Raw genomic sequence first — 19,869 nt, 5'->3', positions numbered from 1 at the left:
GGCATCCGCTCCGCCAGGGCTTTCCGCTGGAGGCCGCGTGGGCTGTCGACTCGCTGACGGAGAGGACGCCTCCGACCAAACGAATGCCGGCCTCCCCGCGCGGGGAGGCCGGCATTCGTTTGGTTGTGGTTGTTGTTAGATCTGCGGTTTCTGCGAGGGGAACTGACCCGTCGGCGGCAGAGCGGAGTGCGCGCCGCCCTGCGGCTGCGAGGCCTGGGCCGCGAGCAGGTCGCGGATCTCGACGAGCACGTCGACCTCGTCCTCGGCGGCAGCGTTTCCGGCGCGCTTCTTGAGCGACTCGTACGGCAGGATGAGGATGAAGTAGACGACAGCCGCGACGAGGATGAAGTTGATGCCCGCGGTGATCACGGCACCGAGGTCCACAGTCGTCTTGTCATTGCCGTCCACGATCTGCCAGGCGAGACCCTGCACGTCCTTGGCGCCGCCGATCGAGGCGATGAGCGGCTGCACGATATGTTCCGTGAATGCGGTGACGATCGCGGTGAACGCGGCGCCGACGACAACGGCGACCGCGAGGTCCAGCACGTTGCCCTTGAGGAGGAAGTCTTTGAATCCCTTGAGCATGTTCGTCAGTCCTTCGTGGAGGTGTAACCACAGTTACGTATGTTGTAGTTTCAGACTTATGATAGTCACATGAACAGGTCCCGCGCAGGGGACGCGAGCGTGTCGGTAGGTGTGATCTTGGTGGTGGGCGGTCTCGCCGCCGGTTGGTACGGACTCGAACGTGCGGTGCCCACGCCGCGGACACCGGTGGCGGATCACACCTACCGCGTCGGCGACGACGATGCGGGCGTGGATTTCCGGGCACCGTCGGGCTGGGACAAGATCCCTTCCGGCCAAGCGGATGTCGTGCGCTTCGTCCACCCGAGCGGCAGCTCGCTCTCGGTTCGGCTGACCACGGGAATGACCGATTTCACCACCGCGGCCCCGCGGCGTCTGCGGGCGCTCGAAGCCGGCGGCGTGGACGCGCGGTTCACCGGCGACGTTCGCGGCGAGCAGTTCACCGGTCGCAGCTGCACGGCCTCCGGCGGCGGTAAGTCGGGGGAGTGCGCGGTGGTGGGGCGGTCGTCACTGCTGGTCACGGTGCTCACCCTTCGCGGGCCCGACGGGGCCGTCGCGGACCTGACCGCGCTGGTCCGGTCGATGCGGGAGGCGTGATGCGCGCGCAGCTCACCACGATTTCCTTCTGGGTGTTCGCGGCCGGCCTTCTGATCGGCGGCGTCATCGAGGCTCGTGATCTGTTCCCGCGCTTCGGCGAATCGGGCGAGGCCATCGCCGTCGCACTACCGATTGTGTTGATCGCCGCGGGCCTCGTCGCGCTCCTGATCTGGGCGCTGGACCGATCGCACGCCCAGGTCCGCAGCGCCTGGGGGTGGGCGTTCGCGTGGGGTGCGATCGGCGCGTGCGGTCTCGCGCTGCAGATCAACGGCTACGCCTCGGATGCGGTCAACGACGTCCTCGACGATCCCGGTTCCACCCTGTGGGGTGCGGCGCTCGTGGGTCCGCTCGACGAGGAGGTGATCAAGGGCGCCGGCGTGGCACTGCTGCTCGTGCTCTACCGGGATCGACTGCGCCGCCCGCTGCAGATCTTCGCGGTGGGCGCGTTCGCCGGCCTGGGCTTCCAGGTGGTCGAGAACCTCTCCTACGCCCTCAATTTCGCGATGCGCGACGCCCAATCGGATGCGGTCGGAGCGCTCACCGTGAGCCTGATCCGCGCCTTCTTCGGGTTCCAATCCCACTGGGTGTACACCGGCTTCTTCGCGCTCGGACTGGCGTTGGTGCGCATCCGGCCGCACCTCGCGGCCCTGCCGATCGCGCTCTCCTTCCTCCTGCACTTCTGGTGGAACGCGCCCAACGGCGAACACTCCGTGGGCGTGACACTGCTGCTGATCATGCTCAAGTGCACCGTGACCGTGTCGCTGCTCGCCGGCGCGTGGTGGTGGATGCTCGTGGAACAACGACAGTGGCTTCGGCGCGCCATCCGCACCCCCGAGGCGGCGGCACTGGCCCCGCCCGCCGAGCTCGCCACGCTGCCCACCCGGGCCGAGCGCCGCGCGGGCGAGCAGTACCTGCGGTATTACTACGGGCCCGCCGTCGCCGAGGTCGCGCGGCGGCGCCAGAAGTGGCTGATCCGGGAGCTCACCTACCGCGTCGGCTGATCGTGCCGAAAACCATTTGTCCGAATCGGTCGCAGCGGGAGAGTATTCGGGCATGTTCTCCGCTGCCGTCGATCGCTATTGGCGCACCGTCTTCGACGGCCCGTACGCGGGCGTGCCCTTCCGGTTCGTCGTGAGCCCGGGCCTCGACGACGGACTCCGGCTCGTCACCCTCACCTCGCCCGACGGTTCCGTCGCCGCCGCGACGACGCCCGCCACCGCCGCGGAGATCGGGTGTCCTGCCGACGCCGCGGCGCTGCACGTCGCACTCGCCGCCGCCGGACTGCGGCTGCACGGCGCCGACCACGTCTTCTACCTGCCGGAGGCGAGCCACGCGGACCGTCGGCCCGCACGGCCGGACGTCCGGCGGCTCGGCGAGGGCGACGTCGAGGCGTTCCACCGCTTCGAGGCGAGAGCCACTGCGGAAGACCTCGATGCCGCACTCGTGGATCTCGACGACGACGTCGCCGTCGGCGCGTTCGACGGTGACCGCCTGGTCGCCGTCGGCAGCTCGTACCGGTTCGAAGACTCCGCGCTCTGGGACCTGGGCGTCCTGACGCTGCCCGAGCACCGCGGCAGGGGATACGGGCTCGCCGTCGTGGACGCGTTGAGCCATGCGGCGTTCGAGGCGGGAGGCGAGCCGCAGTACCGCTGCCAGACCGACAACGCTGCGTCGATCGCCCTCGCCGCCCGCGCCGGCTTCGTACGGTTCGCGGACTGGGACCTCGTGCAGAGCTGACCTCACCGGAAGACCACCGACAGTGGCGAACTCAGCGCCGCGGCGGCCACCGCGTGGGCCTCGGACTCCGACATCGCGAGCATCGCCGTACGGGCCTGCTGGCGCGTGGCCTGCGCTGCCGGGGCGACGGCTACCGTCGCTGAACGGGCCAGCACCGCAGGGGAATCATCCTTGCGCTGCGCCACCACGTCCACCACATCGCCCGGCCGGAGCAGGTCCATCGTTGCCGAATCCTGCAGCGAGACCGGCACGAGCCGCGCTCCGGGCCGGATCTGTCCAGCGGTGCGGTCTGTGAGAACCCTCCGGCCCGTGAGGATCTCGCCCGCGCCGACCGGGCCCGTCACCGAACGGCCGACGGCGTCCTCGGCGCTCGCCAGTACGTCCTGCGGCGCGAGTTCCGCCGGGACGGTGCGCACCGCCACGTCCTCCGCCGTGAGCTTGCCGCCCGGACCCAGCTCACGCGCGGCGACGAGGACCTGCGCCTGCGGCCCGTTCGGCCGGCTGGTGAGCGCGACGACGAGTGCCAGTACGGCCAGGGCCGCGGCGGCGGCCCGGCGCGCCGTCAGCGTGCGCGCCCACCCGGGCCGCAGGGCGGCGCGGATCCGTTCCGCGCCGGTCGGTTGCAAGGAGTCCATGCCCGCACGCTACGACGGCGGACCGTCGGACCGAGTGCCGCGCGAGGGCTCCTGTGGATAACCCCGAACCTGTGGATACCCGCCGGTATCAGGCCGACGGGTCCTTGTAGTAGACGATCTGGTGCGTGGTCGCCAGGAGCGTGCCGTTCCGGCTCCAGAGCTGGGCGTACTGGTCGAAGTGACCGTGCCCGAAGCGGGCGCCGCGGGCGGTGCCCAGCAGGTAGTCGTCGGACTGCTGCTCGAGTTCCGCGGGGCTCGCGTGGAAGTACGTCGTCAGCGAGATCGTCCCCGCCGGCAGATAGGTGCCGCGGCGCAGGAAGACGCGGGGGAAGAAGGCGTCCGCGAGCGACGCGAGAGCGGGGTAGTCCAGCGCCCGCGCGGGCTTGTCGCGCAGCCACAGCGTGGTGGTCGACGAGTCCTGCGGACCCTCGAGCTGCAGGCTGCCCTCGACGAAGCGCGTCTCGTAGTTCTTGGCCCACTCGATGAACTCGGGGAAGGGCAGCTCCGGGTAGTCCTCCGGTGCGCCGACCTGCGGGAACTCCAGCTCCGTCGCGGACCAGGTGTCGCGGCGGATGCCGAACACCGCGGTGCCGGAGGCGACGGCACCGTCGCCCTGTTCGATGAGGAAGGTGAAGTGTTGGTTGGTGCGGTTGGTGCGCAGCACGGTGATCGTGATGTCCCACTCGCCGTTGCTGATGGGTGCGGCGTAGTTGATCGTCAGGCTCAGGGGATGCCCCTGGGTATCGGGGTGCGCCTGCAGCGCCGCGACGACCGTGGCGGCGGTGATGCCGCCGAACGGGCCGACCATGTTGTTGTAGGCCGGGTGCGTGTGCGCGCGGAAGACCCCGTCGACCTTCTCGACCACCGTCGCCTGATCGAACGGGTGGGACATCAGCTGGTGGCCTTGTCGACCTTGGCGGCAGTGTCCGACGAGCTCTTCGTCTCCGACTTGGCCGTGGTATCGGCCTTGGAGCTGCGGGAATCGGTGCGGTAGAAGCCGCTGCCCTTGAAGACCACTCCGACGGAGTTGAACAGCTTCCGCAGGGGACCGCCGCAGTTCGGGCACACGGTCAACGGATCGTCGGAGAAGGACTGGACAGCGTCGAAGGCCTCTCCGCACTCCTTGCACTGATACGAATAGGTAGGCACCTGCTGATTCTACCCCTCGGATTAGCACTCCGCTGATTCGAGTGCCAAGCATGTGAGCGGATACGATGACCGCCATGACCGATCTCCCGCGCACGCCGTCGCCGGCCCGGCGGATCGTGGACGCGGCGCGCGAGGTGATCGCCGCGAACGGCATCCCCGGGGTCAGCATGGACCAGGTCGCCAAACAGGCGCACGTCTCCCGCAGCACGCTGTACCGGATCTTCCCCAACCGTGATCAGCTGATCGCGCGCGTGGTGGCCATCGAGATCCGCACGCTGCGTCGCAAGCTCGACAAGACGATCGTCGGGTACACCCCGCAGCAGACCCTCGTCGAGGTGTTCGTGCTGAGTGTCGAGCAGGCCGCCGCCAATCTGGCCGTGTCCAAGGTGCTCGCCGCCGAGCCCGAGTACTTCCTGCGCATCCCCCGCGGCGTCTGGGACCTGCTGATCCAGGGCATCGTGATCCGGCTGCGGAACTCCGGTGCCGAGCAGGACTACGCCGAGCTCTGCTCCGTCACCGATCTCATGCTGCGGATCACCGGCTCACTGCTGTCGAACTCGCCCACCGGCCTGGACGTGGGCGATTCCGACGCGCTGCGTGCCTACGGCGAGAAGTACATCTCCCGCCTCCTGATCTAACCGACGCCGTGAATCCACGGCGCACAGCGTCACGAAGCCGAATCTGGCCTCCTGGCGCTCTCACCCGTGGATTCACAGGAACTCGACGAGCCCCGACGGGGTCAGTGCCGCATGCACGGGCACATCCGTGGGCTCAGAGGGCAGCGCATCCACCAGCTCGTGGTCGTAGACCACCGCGATCAGCCGGGGGCCGGGACGCAGGGAGCGGTCGTAGTAGCCCGCGCCGCGCCCCATGCGCACGCCTGCGCGCGAGACCCCCAACGCGGGCAGCAGCACCGTCGACGCCGAGGCCAGGGCGCCCGCGCCCAGACGCGGCCCCGCGGGCTCGAGCAGCCCGAACGGCCCCGGCGCGAGCTCGCCGGACCAGGCCCAGTCCAGTGGTCCGGGTTCCGGGGGAGTGACGGGCAGCAGCACTCGTCGGTCGAGCGCGACCGCCGGCTCCGAGCCCACCGGCACGTACGCCGCCACCACCGGACCCAGGTCCAACGACGCTGCAACCGAGGTCAAGGCGTCCGCAGCGGCAGCGCGTTCAGCCGCGCTCATCCCCGCGCGACGGCGCCGGAACCATGTGCGCCAGGCCGCCTTGGACGCAGTGCCGGAGGGAGCGTCATCGGAGTCGGACACCACACCATCCTCGCACTGTGATCCGCGCACTCCGATCGTTACCTTCGTGTGACCTAGCCTAAGGTGGGGGAATGACCACCACCCCGTCCATTCCGAAGACCGCGATCGTTCCCGCCGCCGGCCTGGGAACTCGCTTCCTCCCCGCGACGAAGACGGTGCCCAAGGAGCTGCTTCCCGTGGTCGACACCCCCGGCATCGAGCTGGTGGCCGAGGAGGCCGCGGCGGCCGGCGCGGAGCGGCTGTGCATCGTGACCAGCCCGGGCAAGGACGGCGTCGTCGCCCACTTCGTCGAGGACCTCGTGCTCGAGGGCACGCTGGAGAAGCGCGGCAAGACCGCGATGCTCGACAAGGTGCGCCGCGCCCCGAACCTGATCCACGCCGAGGCCGTCATCCAGGAGAAGCCGCTGGGCCTGGGTCACGCCGTGGCCTGCGTCGAGCCCGTCCTCGACGACGACGAGGACGCCGTGAGCGTGCTACTGCCCGACGATCTGGTGCTGCCGATCGGCGTGCTCACCACCATGGCGAAGGTCCGCGAGAAGCGCGGCGGCTCGGTGCTCTGCGCGATCGAGGTCTCCCCGGAGCAGATCAGCAGCTACGGCGCCTTCGATGTGGAGATCGTTCCCGATGCCGCCAATCCCGACGTGCTCAAGGTCAACGGCATGGTCGAGAAGCCCAAGGCCGAGGACGCACCGTCGAACTACGCGGCGGCCGGCCGTTACCTGCTGGACCGGGCCGTCTTCGACGCGCTGCGCCGCATCGACACGGGCGCGGGCGGCGAGATCCAGCTGACCGACGCCATCGCCCTGCTCATCAGTGAGGGGCATCCGGTGCACGTGGTGGTGCACCGCGGAACCCGACACGACCTCGGAAATCCCGGGGGCTACCTCAAGGCTGCGGTTGACTTGGCGTTGGACCGCGACGACTACGGTCCCGACCTGCGCGACTGGCTGCAGGATCGCCTGAACAACTAGGAGGCCCGACGACATGCGCTCCGTGGAGGACCATCTGGCACGGGTGACGGCGGCGGCGGTGGCGCCGCGACCGGTGCGCGTGGGGATCTCCGAGGCGCAGGGCCTGATGTGCGCGGAGGAAGTGGTCGTCGAGAACGCTCTCCCCGCCTTCGACCAGGCCGCGATCGACGGCTACGCGGTCCGCTCCGTCGACGTCGCGAACGCCGGCGGCACCGACGAGGAGACCGGCGAGCAGATCATCGTCAGCCTTCCGGTCGTCGGCGAGGTGCGGGCCGGCAACCGCCAGCCCATCCGCCTGCAGCCCGGCCAGGCCGTCAAGGTCGAGACCGGTGCGCCCCTGCCCACGCTCGCCGACGCCGTCCTCCCCGACAAGTGGACCGACGGTGGCCTGTCCAAGGTCCGCGTCGGACACGCGGTCCGCTCGGGCCAGTACGTGCGCCGCACGGGCGACGACGTCCAGCCGGGCGACGTGGCCGTGCGCCGCGGCACCGTCGTCGGCCCTGCGCAGGTGGGCCTGCTCGCCGCCGTCGGGCGCGACAAGGTCTCCGTGCACCCGCGGCCGCGCGTCGCCGTGATCTCGGTGGGCCGCGAGCTCGTCGACATCGACCGGGAGACCGGCGCCGGCCAGGTCTACGACGTGGCCTCGTACGCGCTGGCGGCCGCCGCGCGCGACTGCGGCGCCGAGGTGCACCGCGTCGGCATCGTCGGCACCGACGGGGTGCGCGAGGCCGTCGAGGCGCAGCTGCAGCGCTCCGAGGTCGTGATCATCACCTCCGCTCTGGGCGGCAGCGCCTCCGAGGACATCACCGCCGCCCTCGTCGAGCTCGGCGACCTCGCGGTGGAGCGGATCGCGATGCACCCCGCGTCGGTGCAAGGCTTCGGCACCCTCGGCCAGGACCAGGTGCCCACCTTCCTGCTGCCGTCCAATCCGATGAGCGCGCTGGTCGCCTTCGAGGTCATGGTCCGGCCGCTCATCCGCATCGCGCTCGGCAAGCGCCAGCCGATGCGCCGCCTGGTCACCGCCAAGAGCGCCGCCTCGCACCAGTCGCCCGCCGGGCGCCGCGAGTACGTGCGCGGTCAGCTCATGCGCGACGAGGACTCCGGCGAGTTCATGGTCGCGCCGATCCCCGACAACGGGTCCCACCTGCTCGTGAGCCTGGCCGAGGCGAACTGCCTCATCGTCGTGGATCCGGAGGTCACCGAGGTGCGCGCGGGCGACGACGTGGTCGTCGCGTTCCTCGCCCAGCGCGGCTGACCGCGGTGTTCGGAGCGAACTGGCAGGTCGAACTCGGGCCGCTCACCACGGCTGCGGGCGTCGTGCGGCTACGGCCCATCCGCGCCCGCGACGGCCGTCAGTGGTCGCGCCTGCGGCTGCTCAACCGTGCGGAGCTGGAGCCGTGGGAACCGTCGGGCGAGGTGAACTGGCAGCGCCGGCACGCCGCGTCGCAGTGGACCCCGCTGTGCGCCTCGCTGCGCTCGCAGGCCCGGGCCGGGACGATCGTGCCGATGGTCATCGAGGTCGACGGTGCCTACGCCGGCCAGATCACCATCGGCAACATCACCCGCGGCCAGCTGCAGAGCGCGTGGGTGGGGTACTGGGTCGACCGGCGCGTCACCGGGCGCGGGGTGGCGACGGTGGCCGTGGCGCTCGCCGTCGACCACTGCTTCGGGACGCTCGGCCTGCATCGCGTGGATGCCACGGTGCGGCCGGAGAACGGCGGATCGCGTGCCGTGCTGCGCAATTCGGGCTTCCGCGAGGAGGGCCTGCTGCGCCGGTACCTGCACGTCGACGGTGCCTGGCGGGACCACCTGCTCGTCGCGATCACGGCCGAGGAGGTCGCCGATTCGATGGTCGCGCGGGTGGTGCGCTCGGGTCGCGCACGCTTCTAGCCGTGTGACTGAAGTGACTGTTTGAGATTTTTGGGGTTTCGCTACGGCGCGTCGGGCGCGCTGATCCATCCTGGTGAAATAGCCTTCAAGGCGACTTACACGGATGTGATCCGTGCACGCTGATTGCCGGAGGGAGCCGACATGATCCCGCAGACACTGCTCTGGGTGGGGCTGATCGTCGCGTGGTTGGTGGTGCTCGTTCCGATGCTCGCCGCGCGGCACCCCAAGGTGAACCAGGTGTCCGATGCGACGCTGAAGACCCGACTGCTGCACCGCGGCGGCTCCGCCACCCGCGCCGTGCGCCGTCGTATCCGCCCCGCGGCCACCGTCGCCGAGGCCCGCGCCGACGAGGCCCCTGCCGACCAGGACCACGACGAGGACGTCGACGGCCGCATCGTGCTCGGCAAGGCAGACGGGGCCGTGGAGGCCGCGCAGCTCGCCGACGAGGAGGCCGAGGCGCACGCCTACGTCGACTCCGACGTCGACGACCTGCACGGATCCAGCCCCATGGACGGCGACACCACCCCGATCCCGACCGTCGAGCGGGCCGCTATGCGCGCGAAGGCGAAGGTCGTGGACCTGGACGATCTCGATGCGCCCGAGGCGAAGCCCGTTGTGAAGGCCGAGAGCGATGCCGCCGCGCCGGAGGCGGAGCCGATCGTCCGGCGCGTGACCGCGCCCGTCGACGAGCCGGTGGCCGAGCCCGTCGCCGAGATCCAGCCGGCCGCGGAGCTCCCGGCCGCGGAGCTCCCAGCCGACGAGGCCCGGGGCGAGGACGCGTCGCGCGACGACGCCGTCGAGTTCGTGGACGAGGACGTCGACGAGGTGCCCGCGGACGAGCAGCTCACCGAGGAGCTCGCCCCCGTCGCCCGGCCCGCGCGCGCCGACGACGACGAGCTCGACGACGACGAGCTCGCCGACGAGTACGCCGATGCCGAGTACTCCGCCGAGGACGGCGAGGCCGAGCCGCGCCGTCGTCGTGGCGGCTACGACCCCGAGAACGACGCCCGCCTCACCGAGGCGCGCTTCCGGTTCCGCCAGCGCGTGACGCTGGTGCTGGGCGTGCTCGCCGTCGTCGCCCTGGGGGCGGGCCTGATGAACGTCCCGTTCGCCTGGTACGGCCTGGGCGCCGTGGTGCTGGCCCTCGTGGTGTACCTGACCTACCTGCGCCGGACGGTGCGCATCGAGTCCGAGATCCGTCGTCGGCGCATGGCCCGGCTCGAGCGTGCGCGGCGTGAGCGCGCCCGCGAGGCCGAGGTGCGCGACGGGGTGCCGGCGCACCTGCGCCGGGGCGGCTGCATCGTCATGGAGATCGATGACGAGGATCCTGCTTTCGACCACCTGCCGCGCTACCGCGCCGAGGAGTTCGACTTCCTCGATCGCCCCGCTGACCTGCGGGAACCCTACGAGCGCAAGGTCGGTTAACAGTTTGCCCGCGGAGCTTGCTAAGGTATTCGAGTTCCGCAAGGGGCTATAGCGCAGTTGGTAGCGCGCCTCGTTCGCATCGAGGAGGTCAGGGGTTCGATTCCCCTTAGCTCCACAGAGGAAACCGCAGATCGGGCGGGGTTCTGAGAAATCAGAACCCCGCCCGATCTCGTTGTCCGGGTGGCGGGTCCGCGTAGGGTGGAGACCGCCGTCGAACCGCCAGGAGGCTCCTCGTGTTCACCAAGAAGGGCGACGCCGCCGTGCTCGCCAAGCTCCGCGCGATGCCCGCCCCGTACGCCGAGATCGGCGAGCGCGTGCACGCCATCATCCGCGAGAACGCCCCCGGGCTCGAGCCGGTCGTGCGGTGGGGCCTGCCGTTCTACGTCGGCGGCGGCGAGGACGTCTGCTACATCAAGCCGGGGGAGACCTACGTGGCCTTCGGCTTCGGCGAGACGGTGAACCCCGCCTTCGAGGACGGCGCCACGATGCATCCGATCGTCTGGAACATCACCGCGCTCGATGCCGAGACCGAGGCGAGGATCGCGGCACTCGTCGCGAAGGCCGTCGCCTGACGGCCCACCGTCGGCGATGACCCCGCTCGACCAACTGTGGCGCTGGGAGGATTCCGGCGGCACCTGGGCCGTATTGAGTCGCTCCGACGATGCGGTCGTCGTGGCGCTGCTGCGCTGCGACGGTGGCGAGATCGTCGATCGCCTCGAATCCGGCGACGCGGCCTGGCGGGAGTACGTCGCCGACGCCTGATTCCGGCGGTTCAGGCCGCGACGATGCTGCGCTTGGCCAGGCCCATCCAGAAGCCGTCAATGGGCTCCTCGGGCGCGGCCTCGGGATCCGTCGCCGCGCCGAGGGTGACGAACAGCGGCGCGAAGTGCTCGATCCGCGGGTGCGCATAGGGCATGCCGGGGGCCTCCTCGCGGAAGCGCATGAGCCCGTCCACGTCACCGTCGGCGAAGCGCTCGTGCGCCCACGCGTCGAACTCGCGGGACCACCCGGGCGCGACGGCGTCGGCGCTCGGGTCCGTGAGGAAGGGCAGGCCGTGGGTGGTGAACCCGGAGCCGATGATCATCACGCCCTCCTCGCGCAGCTCCGCGAATCGGCGGCCGAGGCCGAACAGGGCTTCCGGCTCGAGCGTGGGGAGCGAGACCTGGAGGACGGGGATGTCGGCCTCCGGGTACATCACGGTCAGCGGTACGTACGCGCCGTGATCGAGCCGGCGCCGCTCGTCCCGGTGCACGGGCTGATCGTCGGGTGCCATTGCCGCGATCCGATCCGCCAGCTCCGGCGCGCCGGGGGAGGGGTAGACGGTGCGGTAGTACCGCTCGGGGAAGCCGCCGAAGTCGTAGGTGAGCGGCACTCGGGAATCCGTGGCGCCCACGGTGAGTGGCGCGGCCTCCCAGTGTGCGGAGACCATGAGGATCTGTTCGGGCCGCGGCAGGTCGGCGGCGAGGCGGCGCAGCTGCGAGACCCACCGCTGGTCGTCGACGAGCGGTGGTGCGCCGTGGCTGAGGAACAGCGCGGGCATGGGGGTCATGGCATCCCTTTCGAGCGTGGGAAGCGCGTTACGACCGTTGCGCGGTGGTCATGGCCGTCTCGACGGCTTCCACCAACTGCAGCACGGCGGCCGCCACGTCGGTGCCGGCGGGAGTGAGCCGGTACTCGGTGTGCGGCGGATTGGTGCCGGCGGAGTACCGGGTGACCAGGCCGTCGTCGACGAGTGCGCGCAGCGTCTGCGTGAGCATGCGATCGCTGATGCCCTCCACCTGGCGGCGGATCTCGCCGAAGCGCTGCGGCTCCGAGCTCAACCGTCCCAGGACGAGGGCGCCCCACCGCCCTGTGACGTGCGCGAAGACATCGCGCGAGGGGCAGTTCTTCGCGAAGACGTCGAATTCGGCCATGAGGAAACCTTACACGTACGGATGTATTGCGCTTACGATTTGTATGTGCTTCTATGGTAGCGCACGCTTGAAGCTTCAACAATAGAACGGAGTGGTCCGCATGGCCGCACAGCTCGAGCGGGGCCAAGGCCTCGCATCCACGATCGCCCGGGTGATCCTCGGCGTCATCTTCTTCGCGCACGGCTGGCAGAAGTTCGTCACGTTCGGCATGGACGGCGTCGCCGCCAACTTCGACAAAATGGGTGTCCCGCTTCCCACCCTGTCCGCGTGGTTCGCCGGCATCGTCGAGCTCGTCGGCGGCGCCGCACTGATCATCGGCTTCGCCGTGCCGATCGTCGCGGTGCTCGGCATCATCGACATGCTCGGCGCGATCATCTTCGTGCATTGGGACGCCGGCTTCTTCGCGAGCAACGGCGGCTACGAGCTGCCCCTGGCGCTCATCGCCGGCCTGATCGCCGTGGGCATCGCCTCGCACGGCCCGCTCGCCGCCGATACGCACCTGCTCAACCGTCGTTCGAAGGCGGTGGCGAAGTGAGGATCACCGTCTTCGGCGCCTCCGGTTACTCCGGCGGCCACATCACCACTGAGGCGCTCGCCCGCGGCATCGAGGTCGTCGGCGTCGCCCGCGACATCGCGAAGGTCCCGGCGGGCGCGACCGCCGAGGCCGGCGACGTGACCGACCCGGCCTTCGTCGCCCGCGCCGTCGAGGGCTCCGCCGTGATCGTCTCGGCTCTGCCGACCGCTGCACCGTCGGGCGAGGGCACCGACCTGCCCACCGCCCTGGAGGCACTCGTCACCGCCGCACGCGCCACCGGTGCCCGCCTCGGCGTCGTCGGCGGCGCCGGCAGCCTGCTGGTCGCCGAGGGCGGCCCCAAGCTGGTCGACACCCCGTCGTTCCCCGATGCGGTGAAGCCGATCGCCCAGGAGCACGACCGCGCGCTCGACTACCTGCGCACCGTCGACGACGTGGACTGGTTCTACCTGAGCCCGGCCGCGGCGTACGGCTCCTTCAATCCCGGCGAGAAGCGCGGCGCCTTCCGTACGAGCGGCGACCTGCTGCTCACGGACGCCGACGGAAACTCCGAGATCTCAGGCGAGGACTACGCGATCGCCTTCGTCGACGAGGTGCTCACCCCGGCGCACCACCGCGAGCGGTTCTCGGTCGCGTACTGATCACGGTCCGCGCCGTGCCGTCGTATCCTCGGCTCAAGGGACGAATGCAGGGGGTGTGATGGCGCGGCGCGAACCCGTCTATCAAGTGGTCTTGGTTCTGGCGAAGAGCATCATCGGGGCGCAGGGATTGCGGGTCGACTACCGCGGACTCGAGAACATCCCGGCGTCCGGCGGAGTGCTGCTCGCGGTCAATCACACGTCCTACGTCGATTTCCTCGAGGCGGGGCTCGCCGCCAAGCGCGCCGGTCGCTGGCCGCGCTACATGCTCAAGGCCGAGCTGAAGAAGATCAGGATCATGGCCTTCCTGATCAAGCACTGCGGCGCCATCGGAGTGGACCGTGAGCACGGCGCGGAGAGCTACCACGAGGCCGTCGCGGCGCTCGAAGCCGGTGAGGCGGTGATCGTCTACCCCGAGGCCACCATCAGCCGCAGTTTCGAGCTCAAGGAGTTCAAGTCCGGCGCCGCACGCATGTCCATCGAGGCGAACGTGCCGATCGTCCCCGTCATCGTCTGGGGCACGCAGCGCATCTGGTCCAAGGGCACGCAGCGCCGCATCGGCAGGCACCGCTTCCCCGTCGTCGTGGAGGTCGGTGCGCCGCTGCGGCCCGACGGTGACGACCCCGTCGCCCTGACTGCCCGGTTGCGATCGGCGATGTCGGAGGCGCTCGACCGCGCGCAGCGCGGATTCCCCGCTCCCGCAGGGGAGGACTGGGTACCCGCACGGTTGGGCGGCGCGGCGCCCCCGCCCGACGAGGCGCTCCGGCTCGAAGAGGAGGAGTTCGCGCGCCGGCGGGCCGAGCGTGAGGCGAAACGCCGGGGCGACGACGGCTGAGAAGCCACCTATGGTGTGTGTCACGACCTGTTGGTAGGTTTGCCGGGATCGTTCATGTCCGAGGAGGAGACCATGACGCAGCCGCCGAACTACCCTGGCGACAACCAGGGCGGCTACCCGCAGAACCCGCAGGATCCGCAGCAGGGCGGATACCAGCCGGGGGGACACCCGGAGCAGCCCGGCTACGGCCAGGGCGGTTTCCCGCCGCCGCCCGCCGGTGGCTTCCCGCCCCCGCAGGGCGGCCAGGGCTTCCCGCCTCCGCAAGGCGGCCAGGGCTTCCCGCCGCCGCAGGGCGGCGACTACGGCCAGGGCTTCCCGCCCCCGCAGGGCGGCCAGGGCGGTTTCCCGCCTCCGCCGCAGGGTGGATTCCCGCCCCCGCCCGGTGGCGGCTTCGGCGGCCCGCAGTTCGGTGGCCAGCAGCCCTTCAACATCGGTGACGCCTTCTCCTGGGCCTGGAACAAGTTCAGCAAGAACGCACTTGCTCTCGTCGTCGCCGTCCTGGTGTACGCGCTGGTGGTCTCGGTCGTCGGTGGCGCGCTGGGCTACCTCGTCGCGTCGCTCACCGGCACCACCACGTCGATCGACGGCGGTTTCGCCTACAGCGCGACGGGCGTCGGCGCGATGCTCGGGTTCGCGCTGGTCGGCTTGATCACGCAGGTCCTCTCGTCCATCGTCTTCGCGTCGCTCTACAGCGGGCTGCTCGACATCGCCGACGGCAAGCAGGTGGACATCGGCTCGTTCTTCAAGCCCCGCAACCTCGGCCAGGTCATCATCGCCGGCGTGATCATCGCGGTTGTGACGAACGTCCTGGCGCTCATCCCGATCCTCGGATACGTCGTGGGCATCGTGATCTCGTTCCTGACGGTGTTCGTGATCCCGGTCATCGTGGACCGCGGCCTGCCCGCGATCGAGGGCATCAAGCAGGGCTTCGCGATCATCCAGCGCGACATCGGCAACTCCATCGTCGCGTACATCATCGCGGTCCTCCTCGTGATCGTCGGCGCCTGCCTGTGCGGCATCGGCCTGCTGTTCACCGGCCCGCTGGCCGCGCTGCTGATCACCTACGCCTACCGTCGCCTCTCCGGCGGCCAGGTGGCACCGCCGACCCCGTAGTCGGCCGCTCCACGACGAAGCCCGCTCCACCGCATGGTGGGGCGGGCTTCGCCGTTGCCGGGCTAGGCCAGGAAGTCGAGCACGGCCCGCGCGAACGCGGCGGTGGCCTCCCGGTGCACCGTGTGCCCGCCCCGCAACTCCAGGTACTCGCCGCGCGGCAGGGCGTCGGCGACCAGCCGCAGGTACTCGGGCCGCAGGAAATCGCGCGGCCCGCCGGAGATCACCAGCGTCTCCTGTGGCGTGGTCGACAGTCGCTCCCACCACGCCGGATCGGGCCGGAACTGCGGCGAGACCGAGTCCATCATCGTGCCGTCGAACCGCGAGAGCGCGCCCGGTGTCTGCACCACCTGCTTGATCCCGAGCCACACCCGCCGCGGCGTGAGCGGCAGGTCCATCGACTCCGCGAGCTGCGAGTCCTCCTGCGCGACCGGCGGCATCTCCTCGAGCACCAGGCGGCGCACACCGTCGGGCAGGCGCCACGCGAGCCGCAGCGCGGCCTGGCCGCCGAGGGAGTGCCCGACGACGTCGAACTCCTCGAGGCCCGCGTACCGCGAGACGTGCTCCGCGTCCTGCGCGAGCTCGTCGAGGAGGTACTCGGGGCTGTGATCGCTGCGGCCGTGGCCGCGCTGGTCGTAGGTCACGGTGTCGCGCCCGGCGGCGTTCAGGGCGCGGACGGTGCGCCGCCAGGTGCGGTGATCCGCGGCCATGCCGTGGATGAGCAGGACCGGCGGTCCGGTCGGCTCCGGCACGCGGCGGTGCTGCACCCGCAGCCGCACGTCGCCGGCGGTGATGGTCTCCTCGCGCATCAGTTCATGGTGCCAGCACGGTCAGGCCAGTGCGTAGCTCAGCGCGACGCACACGGCCGTGCCCGCGACGATGCTGAGCACCGCGTTGCGCCGCCACAGGTGCGCCGCGGCTGTGGCCGCGACCCCCGCGATCTGCGGCAGCCCGTGCGCCGGCGCCGCGTAGTCCACCTGCGCCATGCAGTAGACGGCGAGCACCACGACGGCGCCCGCGGGCATCCACCGCCCGAAGTCGGCGAGCAGAGGCGAGTCGCGCAGCGCCGAGGCGAGGCCGAAGGGCGCCAGCCGCAGCGCGAGGGTGACCGCCGCCGCGATCGCGATCCCCGCCAGCAGGTAGCCGGTGCTAGGCATGCGCCGCCTCCTTCGTCCGGCGGGCCAGGACGTGGCGCATCACCAGCAGCCCGGCGAAGCCGCCCATCGCGACGAGCAGCATCGCCCCCGGCGCGACGGCCAGTGCGACCGCGCAGGCGCAGAGCGTGAGAGCGAGCGTCGTGCGGTCCGGGTGCGCGTCCAGCGTGAGGACCACGAACAGCGCGGTCAGCACGAAGTCGACGCCGGGCACATCGCGCAGGAAGGCGCCGCCCGCGAGCCCGCCCACCAGGGACCCGCTCACCCACGCGACGTGCAGGCCCACCTGGGTGCGCAGGATCATCGGCCCGGTCATCGTGGCCGACGGTGCCGTGCTCACCAGGGCGTAGGCCTCGTCGGTGAGGGCGTAAACGCCGTAGGCCCGCCCGACCCGGCTGCGGATGCGCCCCAGCGGGAAGGTGAGGCCGTAGAACAGGTGGCGCGAGTTCACCAGGAAGGTGGTCGCGGCGATCGCGGCCAGCGGCGTCGCCGCGGCCAGCAGTCCGGCGAGCAGGAACTCCACCGAGCCCGCGTACACCGCCATCGACAGCACCGGCGCGATCCACCACGGCAGGCCGTTGCCCGTGACCACCACACCGAGGCCGATGCCGAGTACGAACAGGCCCAGCTGCACCACGGCGACCTTCGACGGAACTCCCATGGCGACAATTCTATTTCGCACTGTGCGCAATGTGCTTGCGAGAATATTGAGATAGAGCCTGTTTCGAGCAATGATTGATAGATGGATGCCCTGGACCGAGCAATCATCGACGAATTGGTGCGCGACGGTCGGCTCACCAACCAGGAACTCGCGCAGCGCGTGGGCCTCACCCCCGCGCCGTGCCTGCGTCGCGTGCGGCGCCTGGAGGCCGACGGCGTGATCACCGGCTATACCGCCGTCCTCGACCCCGCGGCGCTCGGCCGCGGCTTCGAGGTGCTCATCCACGCGGACCTCTCCGCCAACGACCGCGCCTCCGTCGAGGCCTTCGAGGCGCGCATCGCCTCCTTCGACGAGGTCATCGAGGTGCGCCGCATGTTCGGCCTGCCCGACTACGTGATCCGCGTCCGCGTCGCGGACCTCGACGCCTACGAGAAGTGGGTCACCACGCACCTCATGGGCGATCCGGCGATCGTGCGCGTGGACTCCCGGATGACGATGAAGGTGGTCAAGTGAGCGATCTGAGCATCGCGCAGCGCATCGCCGACGGTGCCTGGCCGGGCGCGACCGTGGAACCCCTGTTGGTCAGCGAGAACGCCACCTTCCGGGTGTGCGGCGGACAGCGGCCCGCGGTGCTGCGGCTGCACCGGCCGGGCTACGTGGGCGACGCGGCCATCGAGTCCGAGCTGGCCTGGATCGCTGCCCTGCGCCGGGACACGACGGTGCCGGTGGTCGAGCCGCTGAGCGGGGTACTGATCGATCCACCGACGGGGCGCCGCGCGGTCCTGTTCGCCGAGCTGCCCGGCGGCCCCGTGCCCGACGAGGCCCTCGACGTCGCGCACTTCGCCGCGCTCGGCGAGATCGCCGGTGCCTTCCACGACCACGCCGAGGCCTGGCGGCGGCCCGCGGCGTTCACGCGGTTCACCTGGGGACTGGCGGAGACGATCGGTCCGCGGCCGCGCTGGGGTTCCTGGCGCGACGGGCTCGCGGTGGGGGAGGCGCACCGTCGGGCGATCGCGCCGGCGGCCGAGCGCGTCGCGGAGCGGGTGGACGCCTTCGGTCGCACCCCTGATCGGTTCGGCCTGATCCACGGCGACCTGCGGGCGGCGAACCTCATCACGCCCGGCGAGGGCTTCACCGTGATCGACTTCGACGACGCCGGATTCGGCTGGCACCTCTTCGAATTCGCGGCGGCCGCGTCCTTCGTGGAGACCGATCCGCGGCTGCCGGAATGGGCAGCGGCGTGGACCGCGGCCTACCGGCGTCGTCGGGCCCTGCCGGATGCGCATGTCGACCTCCTGCCCGACTTCGTGCTGCTGCGCCGCCTGCAGCTGCTCGGCTGGCTGGGCACGCACGGGCACGCACTGGAGGCGGATCCCGGATTCGCCGACGGCACCGTCGAACTGGCCTCCCGGTACCTGGCCGGACGACTACTGTGAGGCCGGTGAGCTTCTCGGAATCGGTCGCCGCGCACGTCGTGCGCTACGGCGGCACCTTCGCGCCCCTGCCCATCGATCGCGCCGCGGGCACGTACGTGTACTCGGGGGAGCGCCGCTGGCTGGACTTCACCTCCGGCCAGATGAGTGCCATTCTGGGACACAGCCATCCGGCGATCGTCGAGACGGTGCAGCGCGAGATCGCGACCCTGGACCACCTGTTCTCGGGCATGCTCTCGCCGCAGGTGGTGACACTCGCCGAGCGGCTCGCCACCACCCTGCCGGAGCCCCTGAGTCACGTGCTGCAGCTGACCACCGGCGCGGAGTCCAACGAGGCCGCGCTGCGGATGGCCAAGCTGTACACGGGCAAGCACGAGATCGTCAGCTTCTCGAAATCCTGGCACGGCATGACGGCGGGCGCCGCGGCGGCCACCTACTCCTCGGGCCACAAGGGCTACGGCCCCACGGCGCCGGGCAACTTCGCGCTGCCCACACCGAACGCCTACCGCTCACGGTTCGTCGACGCAGCAGGCAAGTACGACTGGCAGGCCGAGCTGGACTTCGGCTTCGACCTCATCGACGCGCAGTCCACGGGCTCGCTCGCGGCGTGCCTGGTGGAGCCGATCCTGTCGTCGGGCGGCATCATCGACGTGCCTGTCGGCTATCTCGCGTCGCTCAAGCGCAAGTGCGAGGAGCGGGGCATGCTGCTCATCGTCGACGAGGCGCAGACGGGGCTGTGGCGCACGGGCGCCGCCTACGCCTTCGAGCGCGACGGCATCGTGCCGGACATCCTGACCCTGAGCAAGACGCTCGGCGCGGGCCTGCCCATCGCGGCCGTCGTGACCTCCGCGGAGATCGAGCGGGTGTGCCACGAGCGGGGCTTCCTCTTCTTCACCACGCACGTGAGCGATCCGATGGTGGCCGCGGTCGCCACGACGGTGCTGGACGTGCTGAACGACGGTGTCGCCGCATCCGTCGCGGCGCGGGGTGCGCGACTGCGCGCCGGGCTCGACGAGCTGGCCGCCCGGCACGAGGCCATCGGCGACGTCCGCGGCCGCGGACTGATGCAGGGCATCGAGCTGGTCACCGACCGGGAGACCAAGGAGCCGGCCAACGAGCTGGGCAGGCTGGTCACCGAGCGTTGTTACGAGCGGGGCCTGCACATGAACGTGGTGCAGCTGCCGGGCATGGGCTCGATCTTCCGCATCGCGCCGCCGCTCACCGCCACAGACGCCGAGATCGACGAGGGCCTGGAGATCCTCGACGGGGCGCTGCGGGGGTAGGGGGCGGAGCCCGCAGTTCGTGCCGGAGGGACTCTCCCTCAGAACCGCGTCCGGCGGGACGC

The 19,869-nt window shown here is 70.7% G+C and carries 27 protein-coding genes and 1 tRNA gene; 18 read left to right on the top strand and 10 right to left on the bottom strand.

Annotated features, from left to right (window positions below; translation table 11 throughout):
• Positions 1 to 135 precede the first annotated feature (135 nt).
• Positions 136 to 585 carry a large-conductance mechanosensitive channel protein MscL gene (mscL, locus tag FK268_RS04685; protein ID WP_146431543.1) on the bottom strand — a complete coding sequence of 150 codons (450 nt, stop codon included), beginning with the start codon at positions 583 to 585 and terminating at the stop codon, positions 136 to 138.
• Positions 586 to 654: 69 nt separating this feature from the next.
• Between mscL and FK268_RS04680 the strand changes: the two genes are divergently transcribed.
• The 3 genes from FK268_RS04680 to FK268_RS04670 are packed head-to-tail and all read left to right on the top strand — an operon-like array spanning position 655 to position 2,916.
• Positions 655 to 1,179 carry a hypothetical protein gene (locus FK268_RS04680; RefSeq protein WP_146431541.1) on the top strand — a complete coding sequence of 175 codons (525 nt, stop codon included), beginning with the start codon at positions 655 to 657 and terminating at the stop codon, positions 1,177 to 1,179.
• Entirely contained in the window at positions 1,179 to 2,180 is a 1,002-nt protein-coding gene (locus FK268_RS04675) for a PrsW family intramembrane metalloprotease (RefSeq protein ID WP_231706938.1), read from the top strand. Before FK268_RS04680 ends, FK268_RS04675 begins: the two co-directional genes overlap by 1 nt.
• Before the next feature lie 52 nt (positions 2,181 to 2,232).
• A complete protein-coding gene (locus FK268_RS04670) occupies positions 2,233 to 2,916 on the top strand; it encodes a GNAT family N-acetyltransferase (RefSeq protein WP_146431537.1) in 684 nt (227 codons plus the stop codon).
• Between the two features lie 2 nt (positions 2,917 to 2,918).
• Here the strand turns inward: FK268_RS04670 and FK268_RS04665 are convergent, their stop codons facing one another.
• The 3 genes from FK268_RS04665 to FK268_RS04655 all read right to left on the bottom strand — a co-directional run bounded on the left by FK268_RS04665 (position 2,919) and on the right by FK268_RS04655 (position 4,700).
• Complete coding sequence (locus FK268_RS04665) at positions 2,919 to 3,551, bottom strand: SAF domain-containing protein (RefSeq protein WP_146431536.1); 633 nt, start codon at positions 3,549 to 3,551, stop codon at positions 2,919 to 2,921.
• Between the two features lie 88 nt (positions 3,552 to 3,639).
• Complete coding sequence (locus FK268_RS04660; protein ID WP_146431534.1) at positions 3,640 to 4,443, bottom strand: acyl-CoA thioesterase; 804 nt, start codon at positions 4,441 to 4,443, stop codon at positions 3,640 to 3,642.
• Entirely contained in the window at positions 4,443 to 4,700 is a 258-nt protein-coding gene (locus FK268_RS04655) for an FmdB family zinc ribbon protein (protein WP_146431532.1), read from the bottom strand. The genes FK268_RS04660 and FK268_RS04655 overlap by 1 nt, the downstream gene beginning before the upstream one ends.
• Before the next feature lie 74 nt (positions 4,701 to 4,774).
• Between FK268_RS04655 and FK268_RS04650 the strand changes: the two genes are divergently transcribed.
• Positions 4,775 to 5,338 carry a TetR/AcrR family transcriptional regulator gene (locus tag FK268_RS04650; RefSeq protein WP_158636038.1) on the top strand — a complete coding sequence of 188 codons (564 nt, stop codon included), beginning with the start codon at positions 4,775 to 4,777 and terminating at the stop codon, positions 5,336 to 5,338.
• Positions 5,339 to 5,410: 72 nt separating this feature from the next.
• Here FK268_RS04650 and FK268_RS04645 read toward each other — a convergent pair whose 3' ends face one another.
• Positions 5,411 to 5,962 carry a 5-formyltetrahydrofolate cyclo-ligase gene (locus FK268_RS04645; RefSeq protein ID WP_231706907.1) on the bottom strand — a complete coding sequence of 184 codons (552 nt, stop codon included), beginning with the start codon at positions 5,960 to 5,962 and terminating at the stop codon, positions 5,411 to 5,413.
• A gap of 71 nt (positions 5,963 to 6,033) precedes the next feature.
• Here FK268_RS04645 and FK268_RS04640 point away from each other — a divergent pair, with 71 nt between their 5' ends.
• The 7 genes from FK268_RS04640 (at position 6,034) to FK268_RS24625 (ending at position 11,010) form a co-directional block, all read left to right on the top strand.
• A complete protein-coding gene (locus FK268_RS04640) occupies positions 6,034 to 6,933 on the top strand; it encodes a UTP--glucose-1-phosphate uridylyltransferase (protein WP_146431528.1) in 900 nt (299 codons plus the stop codon).
• Between the two features lie 13 nt (positions 6,934 to 6,946).
• Entirely contained in the window at positions 6,947 to 8,188 is a 1,242-nt protein-coding gene (gene glp, locus FK268_RS04635; RefSeq protein ID WP_146431526.1) for a molybdotransferase-like divisome protein Glp, read from the top strand.
• Positions 8,189 to 8,193: 5 nt separating this feature from the next.
• Positions 8,194 to 8,823: a GNAT family N-acetyltransferase gene (locus FK268_RS04630; protein ID WP_193560235.1), complete on the top strand. Its 630-nt coding sequence runs from the start codon at positions 8,194 to 8,196 to the stop codon at positions 8,821 to 8,823.
• 141 nt (positions 8,824 to 8,964) lie between these two features.
• The gene (gene sepX, locus FK268_RS04625) at positions 8,965 to 10,248 is read left to right on the top strand and encodes a divisome protein SepX/GlpR (RefSeq protein WP_146431524.1); all 1,284 of its coding nucleotides are present in this window, start codon (positions 8,965 to 8,967) and stop codon (positions 10,246 to 10,248) included.
• 42 nt (positions 10,249 to 10,290) lie between these two features.
• A tRNA-Ala gene (locus FK268_RS04620) sits at positions 10,291 to 10,363 on the top strand.
• A 118-nt stretch (positions 10,364 to 10,481) separates the two neighbouring features.
• A complete protein-coding gene (locus FK268_RS04615; RefSeq protein WP_146431522.1) occupies positions 10,482 to 10,820 on the top strand; it encodes a DUF1801 domain-containing protein in 339 nt (112 codons plus the stop codon).
• Positions 10,821 to 10,836: 16 nt separating this feature from the next.
• On the top strand, positions 10,837 to 11,010 hold the full coding sequence (locus FK268_RS24625) for a hypothetical protein (RefSeq protein WP_166443441.1): 174 nt from the start codon (positions 10,837 to 10,839) through the stop codon (positions 11,008 to 11,010).
• 10 nt (positions 11,011 to 11,020) lie between these two features.
• On the opposite strand, the gene FK268_RS04610 is transcribed toward FK268_RS24625, so the two are convergent.
• Positions 11,021 to 11,797: a dioxygenase family protein gene (locus tag FK268_RS04610; protein ID WP_146431520.1), complete on the bottom strand. Its 777-nt coding sequence runs from the start codon at positions 11,795 to 11,797 to the stop codon at positions 11,021 to 11,023.
• A gap of 28 nt (positions 11,798 to 11,825) precedes the next feature.
• Positions 11,826 to 12,161: a winged helix-turn-helix transcriptional regulator gene (locus FK268_RS04605; protein ID WP_146431518.1), complete on the bottom strand. Its 336-nt coding sequence runs from the start codon at positions 12,159 to 12,161 to the stop codon at positions 11,826 to 11,828.
• A gap of 100 nt (positions 12,162 to 12,261) precedes the next feature.
• Here FK268_RS04605 and FK268_RS04600 point away from each other — a divergent pair, with 100 nt between their 5' ends.
• The 4 genes from FK268_RS04600 (at position 12,262) to FK268_RS04585 (ending at position 15,279) form a co-directional block, all read left to right on the top strand.
• Positions 12,262 to 12,696 (top strand): DoxX family protein, encoded by a 435-nt coding sequence (locus FK268_RS04600; RefSeq protein WP_146431517.1) that lies wholly within the window; start codon positions 12,262 to 12,264, stop codon positions 12,694 to 12,696.
• A complete protein-coding gene (locus tag FK268_RS04595) occupies positions 12,693 to 13,334 on the top strand; it encodes an NAD(P)-dependent oxidoreductase (RefSeq protein WP_146431515.1) in 642 nt (213 codons plus the stop codon). The genes FK268_RS04600 and FK268_RS04595 overlap by 4 nt, the downstream gene beginning before the upstream one ends.
• A gap of 58 nt (positions 13,335 to 13,392) precedes the next feature.
• Positions 13,393 to 14,166, top strand: coding sequence for a lysophospholipid acyltransferase family protein (locus FK268_RS04590; RefSeq protein ID WP_146431513.1), 774 nt, complete (start codon positions 13,393 to 13,395; stop codon positions 14,164 to 14,166).
• Between the two features lie 72 nt (positions 14,167 to 14,238).
• Complete coding sequence (locus FK268_RS04585; protein ID WP_146431511.1) at positions 14,239 to 15,279, top strand: DUF7544 domain-containing protein; 1,041 nt, start codon at positions 14,239 to 14,241, stop codon at positions 15,277 to 15,279.
• A gap of 62 nt (positions 15,280 to 15,341) precedes the next feature.
• On the opposite strand, the gene FK268_RS04580 is transcribed toward FK268_RS04585, so the two are convergent.
• Genes FK268_RS04580 through FK268_RS04570 form a run of 3 tightly spaced genes read right to left on the bottom strand, consistent with a single transcriptional unit; the run spans position 15,342 to position 17,091 of the window.
• Complete coding sequence (locus FK268_RS04580) at positions 15,342 to 16,085, bottom strand: alpha/beta fold hydrolase (protein WP_146431510.1); 744 nt, start codon at positions 16,083 to 16,085, stop codon at positions 15,342 to 15,344.
• Positions 16,086 to 16,106: 21 nt separating this feature from the next.
• A complete protein-coding gene (locus tag FK268_RS04575) occupies positions 16,107 to 16,433 on the bottom strand; it encodes a branched-chain amino acid transporter permease (protein ID WP_146431508.1) in 327 nt (108 codons plus the stop codon).
• Positions 16,426 to 17,091, bottom strand: coding sequence for an AzlC family ABC transporter permease (locus FK268_RS04570; protein WP_146431507.1), 666 nt, complete (start codon positions 17,089 to 17,091; stop codon positions 16,426 to 16,428). The genes FK268_RS04575 and FK268_RS04570 overlap by 8 nt, the downstream gene beginning before the upstream one ends.
• Positions 17,092 to 17,172: 81 nt before the next feature.
• On the opposite strand from FK268_RS04570, the gene FK268_RS04565 reads away from it, so the two are divergent.
• From FK268_RS04565 to FK268_RS04555, 3 genes are read left to right on the top strand one after another with little or no spacing between them, the layout of a single operon-like run.
• Positions 17,173 to 17,604 carry an Lrp/AsnC family transcriptional regulator gene (locus FK268_RS04565; RefSeq protein ID WP_146431505.1) on the top strand — a complete coding sequence of 144 codons (432 nt, stop codon included), beginning with the start codon at positions 17,173 to 17,175 and terminating at the stop codon, positions 17,602 to 17,604.
• The gene (locus FK268_RS04560; protein ID WP_158636037.1) at positions 17,601 to 18,527 is read left to right on the top strand and encodes a phosphotransferase enzyme family protein; all 927 of its coding nucleotides are present in this window, start codon (positions 17,601 to 17,603) and stop codon (positions 18,525 to 18,527) included. The genes FK268_RS04565 and FK268_RS04560 overlap by 4 nt, the downstream gene beginning before the upstream one ends.
• Before the next feature lie 5 nt (positions 18,528 to 18,532).
• Positions 18,533 to 19,807: an aspartate aminotransferase family protein gene (locus tag FK268_RS04555; RefSeq protein WP_146431501.1), complete on the top strand. Its 1,275-nt coding sequence runs from the start codon at positions 18,533 to 18,535 to the stop codon at positions 19,805 to 19,807.
• The last annotated feature ends 62 nt before the right edge of the window (positions 19,808 to 19,869 follow it).

This window comes from Tsukamurella sputi (assembly GCF_007858445.1).
GTDB classification, from domain to species: Bacteria; Actinomycetota; Actinomycetes; order Mycobacteriales; family Mycobacteriaceae; genus Tsukamurella; species Tsukamurella sputi.
This window is presented reverse-complemented; position numbering and strand designations above follow the sequence as displayed.

Excerpts from the sequence above, each read along its gene's own strand:
- mscL (WP_146431543.1), bottom strand. The coding sequence starts at position 585 with ATGCTCAAGGGATTCAAAGACTTCCTCCTCAAGGGCAACGTGCTGGAC.
- glp (WP_146431526.1), top strand. The coding sequence starts at position 6,947 with ATGCGCTCCGTGGAGGACCATCTGGCACGGGTGACGGCGGCGGCGGTG.
- FK268_RS04675 (WP_231706938.1), top strand. The coding sequence starts at position 1,179 with ATGCGCGCGCAGCTCACCACGATTTCCTTCTGGGTGTTCGCGGCCGGC.
- FK268_RS04575 (WP_146431508.1), bottom strand. The coding sequence starts at position 16,433 with ATGCCTAGCACCGGCTACCTGCTGGCGGGGATCGCGATCGCGGCGGCG.
- sepX (WP_146431524.1), top strand. The coding sequence starts at position 8,965 with ATGATCCCGCAGACACTGCTCTGGGTGGGGCTGATCGTCGCGTGGTTG.
- FK268_RS04580 (WP_146431510.1), bottom strand. The coding sequence starts at position 16,085 with ATGCGCGAGGAGACCATCACCGCCGGCGACGTGCGGCTGCGGGTGCAG.
- FK268_RS24625 (WP_166443441.1), top strand. The coding sequence starts at position 10,837 with ATGACCCCGCTCGACCAACTGTGGCGCTGGGAGGATTCCGGCGGCACC.
- FK268_RS04585 (WP_146431511.1), top strand. The coding sequence starts at position 14,239 with ATGACGCAGCCGCCGAACTACCCTGGCGACAACCAGGGCGGCTACCCG.
- FK268_RS04680 (WP_146431541.1), top strand. The coding sequence starts at position 655 with ATGAACAGGTCCCGCGCAGGGGACGCGAGCGTGTCGGTAGGTGTGATC.
- FK268_RS04600 (WP_146431517.1), top strand. The coding sequence starts at position 12,262 with ATGGCCGCACAGCTCGAGCGGGGCCAAGGCCTCGCATCCACGATCGCC.
- FK268_RS04605 (WP_146431518.1), bottom strand. The coding sequence starts at position 12,161 with ATGGCCGAATTCGACGTCTTCGCGAAGAACTGCCCCTCGCGCGATGTC.
- FK268_RS04665 (WP_146431536.1), bottom strand. The coding sequence starts at position 3,551 with ATGGACTCCTTGCAACCGACCGGCGCGGAACGGATCCGCGCCGCCCTG.
- FK268_RS04565 (WP_146431505.1), top strand. The coding sequence starts at position 17,173 with ATGGATGCCCTGGACCGAGCAATCATCGACGAATTGGTGCGCGACGGT.
- FK268_RS04650 (WP_158636038.1), top strand. The coding sequence starts at position 4,775 with ATGACCGATCTCCCGCGCACGCCGTCGCCGGCCCGGCGGATCGTGGAC.
- FK268_RS04590 (WP_146431513.1), top strand. The coding sequence starts at position 13,393 with ATGGCGCGGCGCGAACCCGTCTATCAAGTGGTCTTGGTTCTGGCGAAG.
- FK268_RS04640 (WP_146431528.1), top strand. The coding sequence starts at position 6,034 with ATGACCACCACCCCGTCCATTCCGAAGACCGCGATCGTTCCCGCCGCC.
- FK268_RS04610 (WP_146431520.1), bottom strand. The coding sequence starts at position 11,797 with ATGACCCCCATGCCCGCGCTGTTCCTCAGCCACGGCGCACCACCGCTC.
- FK268_RS04570 (WP_146431507.1), bottom strand. The coding sequence starts at position 17,091 with ATGGGAGTTCCGTCGAAGGTCGCCGTGGTGCAGCTGGGCCTGTTCGTA.
- FK268_RS04660 (WP_146431534.1), bottom strand. The coding sequence starts at position 4,443 with ATGTCCCACCCGTTCGATCAGGCGACGGTGGTCGAGAAGGTCGACGGG.
- FK268_RS04670 (WP_146431537.1), top strand. The coding sequence starts at position 2,233 with ATGTTCTCCGCTGCCGTCGATCGCTATTGGCGCACCGTCTTCGACGGC.